The following is a 14,937-nucleotide window of genomic DNA, read 5'->3' as shown; positions in this document are numbered from 1 at the left end:
GATTTTTTTATTTGATTGTGAAAAATCATTGATGAATAAAAAACTTAAAGCGAAAGAATAAGCGCACCAATCAGTAAAAGGCATAGTGATTATTTGGCTTTAAAAAAACACCTTTCAATCAAATTTATAAAAACGGTTTCAAAAAAATATTGACAACAGAGAAGGTCGGCTATATATTTAACTTGCAAATAGAACCATTGGCACTTTTTTAGAACCGAAGGACTTTAAAAAAGTGTCAGTTGTTTTTGCAAAGAACAATTCGGAGTTGCTAGGCTGAAGCTAGGTCTGTTGAAATCAATAAAGGTCATGTTGATCTTAGTTGCTATCGGGGTTCTTTTTGGAGCGTTTAATATATTTTAGCCAATTGCAGAGAAGGGAGACGGAAAATGAAGACAGCAATCTTTTATGGGATCAAGGATTTGAAAATCGAGGAATGCGAGTTGCCGGAAGTATCAGAAAACAAGATTTTGATAAAAATCGAGGCTTGCGCACTTTGTACATGGGAACAACGGGTATATACGGGGATAAAAAAAGTCGAGTATCCTTTTATCGGCGGGCATGAGATTGCTGCGGAAATTGTGGATTTAGGGAGCAACATCGATCAGACGAAATGGCAGGTTGGCGACAAAGTAGTGTTTGGCACCAATTTGGCCTGCGGGGATTGTGATTTTTGTAAAAGCGGAGAGGAACAGAATTGTTTGGATTTCAATCACAGCAAGCAACTAGAAGGTCTACCTCATAAAGGAATGGGAGGATTATCCGAATATATGTTGGTGGAACCCAAGCATCTTTTTCATTATTACGGAGTAACCCCTGAAGAGGCCGCCTTAACAGAGCCCTTATCATGTGTCGTTCATAGCTGTGAGACGGCGAATATCCAGTACGGGGATTTAGTAGTAGTCATCGGCTGCGGCATCATGGGACTTTTACATGTTTCGTTGGCTGTGAAGAGTGGGGCTAGAGTGGTCGCGTGTGATCTGAATTCGAAACGGCTGAATTTGGCGAAAAAGATTGGTGCGCATTATACTGTTGATTCTTCAACAGAAGTATTAGCGACGAAAATCAAGGAAATTAGTCGGGGACTAGGGGCGAATGTAGTTTTTGATACAACACCGATTCATAGCGTTGTGGAAGAGGCGATAGATTTGGTCTCAAATACTGGGAAAGTGATCCTGTATTCGTCATTCTATCCGGATGAGCCAGTCAGCTTTAGCCCAGACAGGCTGCATAAAGGCGGCTACGCAATTGCAGGTACCGCCAATTCAAATAGCCGTGATTTTGTTCGAGCGTCAAGAATGATCAGCGAACGCATCATTGATATGCGCCCGTTTATTAGTGAAATTGTGCCTTTTGAAGAAGTGGTGGCGGGCTTTGAATCCGCGATTGAAGGTGATAAATACCGAGTGGTGGTCAGATTTTAAGCTTTGCAGCATTAGTCTGGTAGGTAGTTGTATAAAAAATCAGTTATAATCAATAGTGAAAATCCACTTGATTGAGAAGAGAATACAATTGCCTGTCTGTTTTGATAGAAGTCTTTACGAGATCTCCCTATCCAAGACAAGACGAGGAGAGGGAGGATGAATGAAATGGAAGAGTTTATTCCAAAGTATAAAAAAATCAGCGATGATATTCAAAATTTAGCCAAGGTACTGAGCGGACAAGGGAAACCGCTCCCCAGTGAACGCAAGCTTTCTGAGACCTTTGATGTAAGCAGAACGACGGTAAAGCGTGCGCTGGAATCACTGGAAAGACAAGGCATCGTTACCTATATTGAAGGAAAAGGCTTTATTATCCCTGACCGAGATGTAAAGATTGTTTCAAGTATGCATATTTCTGGTTTTTATGAGGACATCGTTTCACGAAAAAAGAAGATCAGCTCTAAAGTTTTGAAGAAGAACGTGATTCAAGCGGATCAAAAATTGAGCGAAGAGCTTAAAATAGCAGAAAATGATTACGTTTTCTATCTTTTGCGGCTGCGGAGTGTAGATGGTACGGTGTATTCGTTATCGGAGAGCTTTATCCCGCTTGCACGTTGTCCAGAGATTGGATCCTTTGATCTGACTGATAAGTCTCTTTGGAAGGTGTTGAACCAATTCGGCATTTATCCAGAGATTATCAGTCAACGAGTAAGTGCACGAATGGCCAATTACACAGAAATTGAATACTTGAATATTTCAAATCCCGCGGTAGTCATGGTTGTCAACAACATGGCCTATTGGGAGGATAAACCCATTGAACTTTCATATGTCTATACGGATGTTTTCTCAACAAATCTTGAATATCGTTTTAGTAAATAAAACGAGGAGGAAGATTCATGTTAGTCACATTAAGTGAACTTTTAAAGGATGCGAAGGAAAAAAAGTATGCGGTAGGGGCGTTCAATGTACCGAATCTGGAAGCGATTCGTGCCGTGATTCAAGCCGCTGAGGAGCTAGGATCACCAGTGATCCTGCAGCATGCGGAGGTCCACGAGAACCTCATTTCATTAGAAGAAATCGGCCCAATCATGCTGCAATATGCCAAAGCGGCAAGTGTTCCAGTTGCAGTACATTTAGACCACGGGGCTTCTTTTGAGATGTGTGTTAAGGCGATTCGATTGGGCTTCACTTCGGTGATGTACGATGCCTCAAGCAAAGAATATGCAGTTAATTTAGCCGAGTCCAAAGAAATCGTAAAAATTGCTCATGCGGCAGGAGTAAGTGTCGAAGCCGAGTTGGGGCATATCTTCACCTCAGCAATCGGCGGCGGAGAAGGACGAGGCTCTGATTCCAGTGAAGATTATGAGGATTTGGATGATGTTTACACAGATCCAGCATTGGCTAAATCCTTTGTGGAAGAGACAGGAGTCGACTGCTTGGCAATTGGCTTCGGAACGGTTCATGGCGTTTACTTGAAAGAACCGAAGCTGGATCTGAATCGAATCCTTCAGATCAGAGAAAAAATTGATGTACCTTTTGTGATGCACGGGGGATCTGGTGTATCAGAGGAAAACTATCGAACAGCTATAAAGAACGGTATTTGCAAAATCAACTATTATACCTATATGAATAAAGCAGCAGGTAAAAAGGTGCAGGAAGAACTGAAGGATTTTTCAAGTGACTCTGTTTTCTTTGATGAACTGTCTTTAGCTGCAACGGCGGCGATGAAGGAAAACGTAAAAGCAGCTATGGAAATTTTTATGAATCCTTGATGTGTATACACGCTATATCTATTTGATGGAGGGAAGAGGATGGAGAAGATTGCAGCGTCGATCATGTGCGGAAATCAGCTAGCGTTGGGACAGGAATTACAGGAGTTGCATGCAGCGGGAATTGACTGGCTTCATTGTGATGTGATGGATGGCGTCTATGTCAATAACTTAGCGATGGCGCCTTATGTGTTAGAGCCGATCATTCAGACAGGAAATTTTACCACAGATATTCATTTAGCTTGTGTTGACCCTGAAAAATATGTGGAACTGTTTGCCCCTTTAAGACCAGATTATTTGACCTTTCACCTAGAAGCCGCAGAAGAGCCAGAAGCAGTCATAGACAAAATCCATGCTAAGGGACTGAAAGCGGGGATAGCCATTAATCCTGAAACCCCGATTGAGCGTCTCTTTCCATACGTTTCTTCCGTGGAATTAATTCTCATGATGACGGTCAATCCTGGCTTTGCTGGTCAAGCCTTTCAGTGGCACGTGTTGGAAAAGCTCGAAGGCTTAAACCACTACCTTGAAAAGCAAGCAGTGAGGCCGATGATTGAAGTCGACGGCAATATTCATTCGGAAACAGCAGCTGCTATCAGTAAATTTGGCGCGTCGGTTTACGTTGTTGGAACCTCTGCTCTGTTTAACACAAAGCCCGGCACTTACAGAGAAAAGGTGGAAAAATTAAAGCATAGCTTAACTACATTTGAATAAACGTGAAGCAACTTGCCTAGCATTTTTAAGGCAAGTTTTTTCATGTGCCCTTGGGAATGTAAGACCACTGTCTATACAGATTTTTTCTGTCATGGTACCCTTTTATTAGTGCTGCGAAGGCGTTAAGCATAAGTGGTAAGCGAAATGGAGTGAAAGAAATGCGCAAGCAAGAATTTCTAGAAAAAATTAACGGTGGGCTGATCGTTTCCTGTCAGGCGTTACCGGGAGAGCCTTTATATACGGAAGCTGGCGGCATTATGCCCTTATTAGCATTGGCAGCAAAGGAAGGCGGCGCGGTGGCGATTCGTGCCAATTCTGTGCGGGATATCCAAGAGATCAAGGCAGTGGTCGATTTGCCGATTATTGGCTTAATCAAGAAGCAATATCCGCCAGAAGAACCCTTCATTACTGCCAGTATGCAAGAGGTGGATGCGTTAGTTACAACAGGAGTAGAGGTTATCGCTTTGGATTGTACCTTGCGGAAGCGTCATGATGGGTTAACGATCAATCAATTTATTCAACAGATCAAGGAAAAATATCCTGAGCAGCTATTGATGGCTGACATTGCAACGGTTGAAGAAGGAATAAATGCTGCTCGTGCTGGAGCTGATTTTATCGGAACCACGTTAAGCGGCTATACAGCGGAAACAGCCGATCATAAAGGGCAGGGACCAGATTTTGAATTGATTGAACGGTTAGTAGAAGCAAATCTGTCTGTGATCGCTGAAGGGCAAATTCATACTCCTGAGCAAGCCAAAAAAATACAAGAAATGGGAGTCAGCGGCATCGTGGTTGGTGGGGCGATTACACGGCCGAAGGAGATTACGGAAAGGTTTGTAAATAGATTGAAATAAATAGTAGTTATCGGTCAATAGTCGAGAAGTGCAGCAATGCAGTTTTCGACTTTTTTTTTACTGATTTTTTTGAAAGGATTGTAACTCGACTTGTTTTAATATACTATGAATATATCAACATATATATTCATAGTATATTAGAGGTGAAATAATGAAGAAAAACAAGGGGTTTTCTGAAGAAGAGAAGCTGATTCTAAGGAAGAAATTATGTGCTGCCTGTGAGAGAAGCTGGACCAAGTTTGGGTATCGAAAAACGACAATCGGAGAATTAACAAAGGAAACAGGAATTGCGACGGGTTCTTTTTATCTTCTGTTTGAAAATAAGGAGGAGTTGTTTCTTGAAACCTTTCTTTTGGTTCAAGAGCGATTGAGAAAGGATTGGATGAGGATATTGAAGGAGCAGCCCGACAAAGCTGGCTTCAATCATGCGATGCTAACGTTGTATCGAGAGTATCAGGCCTCTCCATTTCTATATGATTTTTCGAATCCGGACTTTTTGGCCTTGCTAAATCGTTTGAGCGAAGAGGAGCGGGAAGAATTTACAAATAGTTCTTTGTCATTCTTTGAGTTCGTTCTGACCTCCACCAATTTGAGGTTGGCGGTTCCTGAAAAGAAGGCCTTTGGTGTACTTAGCAGTTTGCTCTATACAGTCACCTTGACCAATACGGTCTATGACCAAGAAGAAGTTTTTACTTTCATGCTTGAAACAATCAGTGACCAATTGTTCATTGAAGAATAAGAAGGAGGAAGAAGGATGTTTGATAGCTCAGCGAAATATTTCGAAAAGATGGCGGAGGACATGGGCGTGTCCATCAAGATTCCCAGACCATCGAAAAAAAGTCTTCAAGCCAGTGTAAAAAGTAACACAGTGGTAGGTGCAGGATTGATGGCAGGCGGTGTTCTGTTATCTAGTAAATCTATGTTTGCCTTAGGGATCGTCGGACTTGCAGGGGCGACGGCGCTCCATTATCAATTGAAGGATTAGACGGGGATTGAACGTTAGGACAGCTTTATGTTCTAACGTTCTTTTTTTAAAAACCGCAACATTGATGAAAAAAAGAATTTGCTTCTCACTTATACTAATTATTTGACCAAGTTTGTGAGAGGTGATCATTGATGAATCTATTAGCTGAAGAGCAACAAGAATGGGAAGTAATTCGCACAGAAATTGAGCGTAAGGAAACTAGCCTTGAACAGGAAATCCTTCATTTTACCGAGGAGACAAAGCAATTTCACCAATATCTAGTTGATTATAAAGGGGAGATAGACCCGCATGAAATGTTTATTAATTCCCGACTCCTGAATCAACAGCAGCTGGCAGAGTCAGTGAGTGGGAAACAATTGATACGACTAGAAAAGCAAAAGCAGAATCCTTACTTTACTCGTGTGGATTTTATTTATGAGGGAGAAGAAACAGCGGAGAAAATCTATGTGGGTCCTTTTTCTTTTTCGACTAAGAAGCAGGGCTTGTTGATCTATGATTGGCGGGCACCGATCGCCAGTATTTTTTATGAGTATGATTTGGGTGAGGCGAAGTTTCAAACACCGGCGGGAATCGCATCAGGAGAAATTCAAAGGAAGCGTCAAATCAAGTTCAAGGATGGAATGATTGATTATGTCGTGGAGTCCGACACGACGGTTTTCGATGAGGTGCTTCAAAATGAGTTGCGGCAGCAAAAAGGCGGACAAATGTCTACGATTATTAGTACGATCCAAAAAGAACAAAATGAAGTGATCCGTGACAGTCGTTCAAAGGACATGATCATTCAGGGAGTCGCGGGTTCCGGTAAAACCTCAATCGCTCTACATCGCATTGCTTTTTTATTGTATCGTTTTCGCGATCGCATTACGTCAGAGCAGGTGATGATTCTTTCGCCGAATCGCACATTTAGTCAATTTATCGCTCAAGTGCTGCCTGAACTTGGAGAAGAACCGGTGACCGAATGGACGATCGATGAATTCGGTCAAAAACTTTCTGGAGCGGCCAAAGTTCCATCGCGTTTTCAAGAAATCGAGCGCTTATATCTCAATCAGCGACAATCATTGATTGAACGAATCCGCTATCTTTCAACCAAGCGCTGTGTAGCAGATTTAAAAAAATTTCTCAAAGAAAGTGAAAAGTTCACACCAGCAACAATAACGATTGGCGACTATGATTATGGTGAAGAGTATATTCTGCAGCGCTACAAGGCCTACGGCAAAAAGCCAATTTTTGAGCGTTTGCAGCTTATTGCAGAAGATATTTTAGAAAATTTACGCAGTCGGCCCTTTCAACCAAAAAAGAAACCGACTAAAAAGCAGCTGTTCAATCGTTTGAAGAAAATGCTTCCTATTACAAACTGTACCAAATTGTACGCCAATTTTTTAGCAGAACAAGGGTACTCGATGAAAAAAGATCTAAGCTATTCTGACCTTTTCCCGATCCTTTATATCCGCCTATTCATGGAAGGGTTCGATGAGTTTTCGAAGATTCGGTATGTGATCATTGATGAGATGCAGGATTATACACCTATTCAATTTGAGGTATTCAAAAAAATGTTCACTTGTCCGATTTTGTTCATCGGTGATTTTACCCAGACTTTGACAGATATTAATGAAATGAGCTTAGCAGAGGTACAGCGCTATTATCCAAAAGCCCAAACAATCTATCTAACTAAAAGCTATCGTTCTACCTATGAAATTATCACCTGTGCCAAAAAGTTCATCAATGATCATCAGATTGAACCTGTTTTACGTCATGGGATGACTCCAGAAAAACGGGTGGTTCATTCTCAAACAGAAGAAATTTCAGGTATACTAGAGATAGTTGAACAACTAAAAAAGAATGGCTTGTCAACCATCGCAGTGATTACCAAAACGCTTGATAGAGCAAAGGAATGGCTCGTGCGATTAGAAAATTACGGAATGGACTGTGAATTATTGACAGATGATGCTGTACAATTACAAGGAAAGCTTTCCATTTGTCCTTTGGTTCAATCAAAAGGTTTAGAGTTTGATGCGGTAATTATCGTTGATGCGGATGAAGAGAATTATCCTGATCAATTAGGCCGCCAGCAGTTGTTTGTTGCAGCGACACGAGCGATGCATGCCCTTTATTTTCTTCAAAGGAAGTGAGTCTATGAATAATTCTCAGCTGGTTGCAAGTATTGCAGAATATATTGAGGATCATCTGCAGGAAAAAGTAACACTTGAAGAGCTGGCGAAGCAGCTACACTATTCAAAATTTTATTTGCTTCATGAGTTCAAAGAAGCAACTCGCCAATCACTTTATAACTATGTTAAACGTCGCCGACTTAACGAGGCGGCAAAGTTGTTGCTTTATTCGGATCAGCGAATCATCGAGGTGGCCTTCCATTCAGGGTATCAAAGCCAACAAGCCTTTACAAAAGCCTTCGAGGAGCTATTTAAGTTGAGTCCTAAGCAATATCGACTGCAGAACAAGAAATTCTTTATTGAGGAACCCTATAATGTTTCGAAGGCACTGGTTTGGGCAAAGGATAACGATATAAAGATTCGTTCAGGACAGCGAGGAGATCAAGAAAAAATTCTAAGTTTTGCTCAATTGATGCGAGGGGGGCTCCCTTATTTGGAAGAAACCGAATACCAACGTTCGATTCAACGGCTTATCGAGAAAGAAAACTGTTATCTTGCTTGGTCAAAAGATCAAATCATAGGCTTACTTTTGTTTGATGATACGGCACAAGAAGTGGAGAACCTTGCAGTATTTCCTTCTTGTTGGGACTTGAACATCGAGCAAAAATTGATAAATAGACTGCTCAAGGACAAACAACTAGGGATGCTTTATACAACAACCTTCAGAGCTGCTGATAAATTGGATATTGGACACCGCCAACGGTTGATAAAGGTAGGATTTATTCCTATTGAAGAAATTATTGAAATCAATTACCCGACTGAAAAACTACTTTTTCATGAGAGGCAATAGAATAATAGATAAAAACAGTTCATTAAATTGAACTGTTTTTTGTTTTTTATTTATGCAGTTAGTACTTGTTTAAGACAATCTATACACAATTTTTACAAACCTTAATTATTTATCCGCTTTCATTTAATCAAATTTCTAAAAAAATAATTTATTGATAAAGAAATGAATGAAAACTAAAGAGTAAAACTCTTGAAAAAACAAGTTTTTTTTAAAAGGCACGTAAAATTCAGCATTTTTTTTTCAAAAAAAGGAGAAAAAGCAAAAAATCTAATTGTCTTTGTTATTTATTGATAGTTATTTCAAATAACTAATGAAAACAATAACAAAGTTCAATAACTGATGTTATGCTATTTTTTCTTTTTTTTTGAAATTGTTCTTTTATTATATTTCGCTTATATTACTGTTATTGGTAATTATACAACTACTTTGGAGTCGATAGTAATGAGAAAATGGAGAATACCCATTATTTTCCTTTTATTCTTCGTGAATTTTGGAAATAGTCAATTTGTTCGGGCTGAAACAATTGATAGTGAAGTTATAGCCGAAAAAACAGTGGTGCAAAGTTCATCAGAACTTGAGAATTCAACTGAGAATAATTCCTCTCTAAATGATAAAGAAACACAAGAAACTACTTCAACAGAAGGAGATCTTTTAGACCGTGAGGATAATATTGATGAGAATGAGAGAGCTGATGTGGAAGAAGAGACTGCACACACTCGCTCTGCTGTGAATCAAACTTACGATGGACAATGGATGATTGTTAACACTTTAAGTGAATTGCAAACCGCATTGAAAGATAAGGAACCCTACATAAAATTAGCAAGTTCTCAGGAGGATTTTGTTATCGGAAGTGCCAATGTTCCGATCACTGCAGACGTAACCATTGATGGAAATAATCGTCAAATTTCCTATACAGGAGGTCGAGCCTTCAATTCATCTACAGCGAATTTAACGATTACCTTACAAAATATGACCTTTGGATCTCCCGATTATACTCTTTCGGCAAGCGGGTTGTACGGGATCATGCAAAGTGACTCCGCAACGCAATTACATATAGAAAATGTAAATTATTATTCTAGCACAACGGCCCAACCATTTTATCTCAGACATCTGAACAGCAAAATCTATTTCCATGGAACGAATCGATTTATGCAGCAGAAGGCAGATGGTTCGGTGGCGACTGGACAAGAATTTGCGGAATGCAACAACTTTGAATTTGTTGCAGGAAGCCACACGACTATTGTCCAAAATACAAATGACGCGCTGGGTAGCCTGTGGATGCCCTCAAATCCCAGCAGTATAACGGTTGGTGAAGAGGCAGAGGCTGACATTACATCTAATCATAATTTTATTTATTGTGATGGAACGAACAATAGCGTGATTACATTAGGTAAAAATTCGAAATTTTCAGTGAAAGGGACCAATGCTGATAAAGGGTATTTTTACTATTTTGATAAGCCGGCTTTTATCACAGTGGGCGAGGGAGCAGAATTTTCAGTAGCTTATCCACACTTTATGAAATTAGCTGCTGGCAGCGCGATTAAGTTTCTTCCAGACTCTATCGGAAATTTTGATATTAGTCAGGATGAAAGCGTGTTTGATCGTGGGGTTGGAACGAATTCTACATTTGAAATTGATAATGCGAAACAGATCCGTTTCAAGGCAAAAGCCGGAACGACTTACAACCCGATCGGTTTTTCAAGTTCCTCAAGTATTTTCTCCTTTTCTGCTTTTGGTGAAGATACAGATCGTTATGATGTTGTGACTGACGAAGCGATCTTGCCGCAAAAACTGACTCCGCAATGTGATAATGGGACATGGAATGTCACAACAAACACGATTTCACGCTCTGTCGGACCAAGAACTCCTGATTTTACAGCAGAAGAAAAGACAACGTTGAAAAACGCAGAAAGTATAACTTTAAATCGATTAAATCAACCGGTTGAACTATTGAAGGTCGATCAAGAGATAGCAACACATGAGGCGACTTTTAAGTTGTCAGACTATCAATTACATGGAAATGACAATCTGATAAAAGAAGTAGACTTCAAGTTATATTCAAAAGAAACAGAGTCTCCTGAAACTGAGAACGAGGGTTTTGTTGACTATCAAACGGCTAATTTGGATAGCACTGTTACGTTTTCTGATTTGAAGGATCGAACAGAATACTGGCTATATGTCCGTATTGTTTGTGACCCTGATAGTCAATCGAGTCAGTGGTTGAAAATTCCTTTTAAAACAGAACAAGAAATGATCAATGTTAGTTTTCCTGTAGAAGTAGCATTCTATTCAGAAAAATCTGAGGGGCAACAAAAGATTCGTGAAGCCAAGGAGTACCAGATTGAGAACCATAGTTCTTTTCCCGTCACTGTCCAAGCGACAGATTTTCAAGAACTATCTAATCCGACAGGCATTAACCTATTGCCCAAGGCAGATGCAACGAACAAAAAGGACCTTCTGTTGAACTTAACAGAAGGAAATCAATCAATTGGGGTACTAACAAAATCATTGAAGGATGCCCCTTTAAATTTTGAGGAATTAGCTGGATATTCTTCTACAAAGCTAGGATTTTCAGGCATCTATTATGGTGATGAAAAAACAAAACATCAGGTTCAATACCGTTTAACAATGACGGCAGAGAGAAAGGATTAATGCATTTATATGATTGAAGAAAAACAACAAGAAAAAAAAGAGAAATGGTTACTGATTTTATTGCTATTATTACTGATTTTCGGCGGTATCGGTGCCTATTTCTTTACTAGACAAGAAGAAAAACCCGTTTCGATAGTAAGTGGAGAATTTTTACCAGAAGGTAAAGATGCCGAAAAGATCAGTGACAGTGAGTTGAAGAAAATGGCACAAGAGAAAGTTGATCGCAGCAAGTTCAATATGATTATTGTGCCAGAGGCAACTTTTGAAACAAGTGATAAAGCCGGAGAGCTGACCATTCAAAATCCAGCTCATAATGCGTATCCTGTTAATGTTGAAATTTCTCGAAATGATACTGGTGAAGTGATTTATACTTCAGGTGCGATTCAACCTGGCTATGAGGTGAAAGAAGTAAAATTAGAAAAGAAATTATCAAAGGGAGATTACCCGGCTACGGCGAAGTTCTCTTTATATGATGATGAAACAAAAGAGAAAAAGGGAGAGGTTGCAGCGAAAATTACAATTCATGTCAAAAACTAATAATAAAAAAAGAGGAGAAGATTACAGATGAAAAAGATTTTGTGCGGATTATTATTAATGGGATTTTTAAGTGGCGGAGCAGCGAGTGTCTTTGCGGCGGAGGTTAATGGAACTGATTCGGCCTCAATCACTGTAGATGGGTCTTTAGGACAAGATAATACGGATGAAAACGCGCCAAATATTGATGAAGGATCGAACGATTGGATTAACGTAACAGTAGATACGGCAAATATTTTCTATACAACAAAGGAGTCACAGCACAAAACTATTACGTCTCCTGATTACACAATCACTAATAACTCTGGACGTGCAGTTAAAGTATCGGTATTAGACTTCACTGTAGATTCAGGGAACCTAGACAATGTTGATGCGTTAAAAATTAGTGGAAAAGATTATGCTGATGCGGAACAATCTGTTGATTTAAAATCCTTCGTTGCTGGTGATTTTTTAACATTAGCCAATAATCAAGGCAAAGTGAATGTAGATTCTGATACGGTCGATAGTTACGCTAAAACAACTTCATATAACTATTCTGGAACAACAAAAGATGAATACTATAAAGCAAAAGCCGAAAAAACGAATCATACCTTGACACTAGCTTTTGAAGCTCTAGGCAAAGATGGCACCTCAGTAGCTCCTTAATTTAAGGAAGCAATTTCATGAAAAGTACAATTTATATTGAAGGAATCTTGGGTTCGCAGGATTCATCAACGGAGCAAGTAATTCCTGTTACTGAACCACAAAAGAATATAACCAAACAAATTACGAATGTTCAAGTCACCACTAGCTATCCTAAAACAGGGGAGCTGCAAAGCAAGTATTTATTATTTTCTGGAGTTTGTTTATTGCTACTCCTACTACTAGTGAAGAAAAGGAAGACAACCGATTGAGGTGTCTTCCTTTTTCGTTAGATGAAAACAAGGTGAATGGTAGTCCTTTAAAAATGGTATACAAATTTTTAAAGAACGATCATTCGAATATTAAATACATTTTTAATTATTCGTTTATTCTATCAATAAAAAGAACAATAAATTAAAAAAAAGAATTTAAAAAAACGTTCTTTTATTTATCGATTTAATAAAATAAATATAATTATCATACGAAAAAAATAGCGTTGCTAAAGCGTTTGTTTTATGTTATCTTCAAATAAATATCCGTTTCTTATTTTTATTTTTGTTATTTTAAACAAAACGGTGACTATAGGTAATAGTCGGAAAAAGGTGTTTTACTTTTTTGAAATAACATTCTATATTTTTAAAGAGTTGAGCGGTATCAAAAGATTTGAAGAAACTTCATAATGAAGCGTTCATTCATTGAGGGGGAAAAGGAGAAAAAATGAAAAGAAAGCAATTGACGTGTGCAGCACTTGCAGGATTGTTGGTACCTGCATTATTAGCTGCGCCAACAGCACTGGCGACAGAAGAACAGCAAACAACGACAGCGACAAGTGAGGTGGCAAAGCCTGCTGAGGAAGCTGTAAAGCCTCAACCGAGCGTTCCTACTCCGTCAAAAGAGAAACCGACTGTTCCAAGTACGCCTGCTAAGAAACCAAGTACTTCGACTGGAAGCAGCAGTCAGACGACAGGCGGAAAAGAAACGAAGCCGACGACTGAAAGCGGCACAGTAAAACCTGCGGAAAAACCGAAAACAGAGGTACCCGCAAGTAAAGAGTCGGAGAAATCTACTGAAACAACGACTACTAGCACAGATAAAGTTGACGTAAAGCCTTTGGATGTTGAAGAATTTCCTTCAAATGAACCAACGGATACACACCCGGCGATCAATTTTCTACCAACTCAGTCAATTAGAAAAGGCAGCAAATTCAATCCAATGGAAGGGGTCAGCGCGACCGATAAAAAGGATGGTGATTTAACGGCTAAGATCACCTGTGAAGGAACGGTTGATACAAGTAAAGTTGGCGAATATTTATTGAAATATTCCGTAACAAACTCACAGGGAAATACCACAAATCAATGGGCGATTATTCGAGTAGTTGAAGACAATATTGGGATGTATGCAATTGAGATCGCTGATTTTAGTTTGCCAAAAGGCAGTGACTACATCCAAGCGATTCGTGAGCGAATTGTTATCAGAAAACCGGATGGTACAACAGTGCCTACCGCAGCAGCGAATATTGCGGTAGCGGGAAATCACTCAACAGAGAAACCGGGAACTTTAGCAGTTCAGATTTCTGTGGTTTCTGAATACAACACAGTGACTAAAAAAACAGTAAACATCACCGTTCTTGACACGAAGGATACAATTCGTTTAGATGCGCAATCAACGTTGACGCTTGAACTAGGACAAGACTTTGATCCTTACAGCTTTGCGCAAGCATATGTATTGAATGCTTCAGGTAAAGAAGAGAAACTTGCAAAAGCAAGTGCGACTGGCGGAGTTGGTGTTTGGGCAGATTCAAATGTAGACACGACGAAAACAGGGGACTACAAAGTGACGTATACTGCATTGGCTTCAACGGGTGCAACTGTTACGAAAACGATGGATGTAAAGGTAACTGAAAAAGCTGAAAAGCGTACACCAAAAATTTTAGTAGACAATAAAGTTATGTACGTTGGCGATAAATTAGATGAAGATATGATCCTAGCTTGGGCGAAAACAGAAAATCCTGATGATACGATCGATGGATTTAAAGTGACTAATGGAGAGATTAAGGTAAAACTTGCGGATAATACATTAGTAGAAACTGGGGAACATGCGATTGAGTTCTACGCGTCTACCCCAGAAGGTGAAACAAGTACAAAAGCGATCACTTTGACGGTGAAAAATCGTCCAAACGCAGAGCCAGTCAATCCAACTGGAGACACGAAAAATGTAGCTGGCACTGGAAACAAAGTGACCAATATGGCTAATAAAAAGGCAACGCCAGTTCGTACGACGACACAAAGTAGCAAACAATTACCGAAAACAGGCGAAGAATCAACTAGTCTGACTGTGACCGTGATTGGTAGCTTCATGGTGCTCGCAGCATTTGCACTTAAACGTTTGAAAAAAGTAAACTAAAGCAAAAATGCTTCCTTCAATCCATTTGA

Annotated in this window: 14 protein-coding genes; all 14 read left to right on the top strand. The window is 39.6% G+C overall.

The genetic code is table 11. The features are described from left to right. Positions 1–386 precede the first annotated feature (386 nt). Positions 387–1,421 (top strand): zinc-dependent alcohol dehydrogenase, encoded by a 1,035-nt coding sequence (locus tag J9537_RS11875; RefSeq protein WP_010745544.1) that lies wholly within the window; start codon positions 387–389, stop codon positions 1,419–1,421. 156 nt (positions 1,422–1,577) lie between these two features. Beyond that, entirely contained in the window at positions 1,578–2,297 is a 720-nt protein-coding gene (locus tag J9537_RS11870; RefSeq protein ID WP_231371763.1) for a GntR family transcriptional regulator, read from the top strand. 17 nt (positions 2,298–2,314) lie between these two features. Beyond that, the gene (locus tag J9537_RS11865) at positions 2,315–3,190 is read left to right on the top strand and encodes a class II fructose-bisphosphate aldolase (protein WP_010745546.1); all 876 of its coding nucleotides are present in this window, start codon (positions 2,315–2,317) and stop codon (positions 3,188–3,190) included. Positions 3,191–3,229: 39 nt separating this feature from the next. Beyond that, the gene (locus J9537_RS11860) at positions 3,230–3,901 is read left to right on the top strand and encodes a ribulose-phosphate 3-epimerase (RefSeq protein ID WP_010745547.1); all 672 of its coding nucleotides are present in this window, start codon (positions 3,230–3,232) and stop codon (positions 3,899–3,901) included. A gap of 158 nt (positions 3,902–4,059) precedes the next feature. Next, a complete protein-coding gene (locus tag J9537_RS11855; RefSeq protein ID WP_010745548.1) occupies positions 4,060–4,755 on the top strand; it encodes an N-acetylmannosamine-6-phosphate 2-epimerase in 696 nt (231 codons plus the stop codon). A gap of 151 nt (positions 4,756–4,906) precedes the next feature. Beyond that, positions 4,907–5,494 (top strand): TetR/AcrR family transcriptional regulator, encoded by a 588-nt coding sequence (locus J9537_RS11850; RefSeq protein WP_010745549.1) that lies wholly within the window; start codon positions 4,907–4,909, stop codon positions 5,492–5,494. 15 nt (positions 5,495–5,509) lie between these two features. After that, positions 5,510–5,740, top strand: coding sequence for a hypothetical protein (locus tag J9537_RS11845; protein WP_010745550.1), 231 nt, complete (start codon positions 5,510–5,512; stop codon positions 5,738–5,740). A gap of 131 nt (positions 5,741–5,871) precedes the next feature. Then, positions 5,872–7,869, top strand: coding sequence for a HelD family protein (locus J9537_RS11840; protein ID WP_010745551.1), 1,998 nt, complete (start codon positions 5,872–5,874; stop codon positions 7,867–7,869). A gap of 4 nt (positions 7,870–7,873) precedes the next feature. Further along, on the top strand, positions 7,874–8,698 hold the full coding sequence (locus J9537_RS11835) for a helix-turn-helix transcriptional regulator (protein ID WP_010745552.1): 825 nt from the start codon (positions 7,874–7,876) through the stop codon (positions 8,696–8,698). 441 nt (positions 8,699–9,139) lie between these two features. Continuing rightward, the gene (locus J9537_RS11830; protein ID WP_010745553.1) at positions 9,140–11,350 is read left to right on the top strand and encodes a pectate lyase-like adhesive domain-containing protein; all 2,211 of its coding nucleotides are present in this window, start codon (positions 9,140–9,142) and stop codon (positions 11,348–11,350) included. A gap of 9 nt (positions 11,351–11,359) precedes the next feature. Further along, positions 11,360–11,887 carry a hypothetical protein gene (locus J9537_RS11825; RefSeq protein ID WP_010745554.1) on the top strand — a complete coding sequence of 176 codons (528 nt, stop codon included), beginning with the start codon at positions 11,360–11,362 and terminating at the stop codon, positions 11,885–11,887. Positions 11,888–11,914: 27 nt separating this feature from the next. Next, on the top strand, positions 11,915–12,529 hold the full coding sequence (locus tag J9537_RS11820; RefSeq protein WP_010745555.1) for a hypothetical protein: 615 nt from the start codon (positions 11,915–11,917) through the stop codon (positions 12,527–12,529). A 17-nt stretch (positions 12,530–12,546) separates the two neighbouring features. Further along, positions 12,547–12,777: an LPXTG cell wall anchor domain-containing protein gene (locus J9537_RS11815; RefSeq protein WP_010745556.1), complete on the top strand. Its 231-nt coding sequence runs from the start codon at positions 12,547–12,549 to the stop codon at positions 12,775–12,777. A gap of 445 nt (positions 12,778–13,222) precedes the next feature. Then, the gene (locus tag J9537_RS11810; RefSeq protein ID WP_218256176.1) at positions 13,223–14,908 is read left to right on the top strand and encodes an immunoglobulin-like domain-containing protein; all 1,686 of its coding nucleotides are present in this window, start codon (positions 13,223–13,225) and stop codon (positions 14,906–14,908) included. Positions 14,909–14,937 lie beyond the last annotated feature (29 nt).

Source organism: Enterococcus raffinosus, from assembly GCF_019175485.1.
Classification (GTDB): domain Bacteria; phylum Bacillota; class Bacilli; order Lactobacillales; family Enterococcaceae; genus Enterococcus_A; species Enterococcus_A raffinosus.
The sequence above is the reverse complement of the archived record's forward strand: the minus strand, read 5'-3'. Positions and strand labels throughout refer to the sequence as shown.

Coding starts and splice junctions, on each gene's coding strand:
- J9537_RS11870 (WP_231371763.1), top strand. CDS start 1,578: ATGAATGAAATGGAAGAGTTTATTCCAAAGTATAAAAAAATCAGCGAT.
- J9537_RS11815 (WP_010745556.1), top strand. CDS start 12,547: ATGAAAAGTACAATTTATATTGAAGGAATCTTGGGTTCGCAGGATTCA.
- J9537_RS11820 (WP_010745555.1), top strand. CDS start 11,915: ATGAAAAAGATTTTGTGCGGATTATTATTAATGGGATTTTTAAGTGGC.
- J9537_RS11860 (WP_010745547.1), top strand. CDS start 3,230: ATGGAGAAGATTGCAGCGTCGATCATGTGCGGAAATCAGCTAGCGTTG.
- J9537_RS11810 (WP_218256176.1), top strand. CDS start 13,223: ATGAAAAGAAAGCAATTGACGTGTGCAGCACTTGCAGGATTGTTGGTA.
- J9537_RS11850 (WP_010745549.1), top strand. CDS start 4,907: ATGAAGAAAAACAAGGGGTTTTCTGAAGAAGAGAAGCTGATTCTAAGG.
- J9537_RS11845 (WP_010745550.1), top strand. CDS start 5,510: ATGTTTGATAGCTCAGCGAAATATTTCGAAAAGATGGCGGAGGACATG.
- J9537_RS11840 (WP_010745551.1), top strand. CDS start 5,872: ATGAATCTATTAGCTGAAGAGCAACAAGAATGGGAAGTAATTCGCACA.
- J9537_RS11875 (WP_010745544.1), top strand. CDS start 387: ATGAAGACAGCAATCTTTTATGGGATCAAGGATTTGAAAATCGAGGAA.
- J9537_RS11855 (WP_010745548.1), top strand. CDS start 4,060: ATGCGCAAGCAAGAATTTCTAGAAAAAATTAACGGTGGGCTGATCGTT.
- J9537_RS11865 (WP_010745546.1), top strand. CDS start 2,315: ATGTTAGTCACATTAAGTGAACTTTTAAAGGATGCGAAGGAAAAAAAG.
- J9537_RS11835 (WP_010745552.1), top strand. CDS start 7,874: ATGAATAATTCTCAGCTGGTTGCAAGTATTGCAGAATATATTGAGGAT.
- J9537_RS11825 (WP_010745554.1), top strand. CDS start 11,360: ATGATTGAAGAAAAACAACAAGAAAAAAAAGAGAAATGGTTACTGATT.
- J9537_RS11830 (WP_010745553.1), top strand. CDS start 9,140: ATGAGAAAATGGAGAATACCCATTATTTTCCTTTTATTCTTCGTGAAT.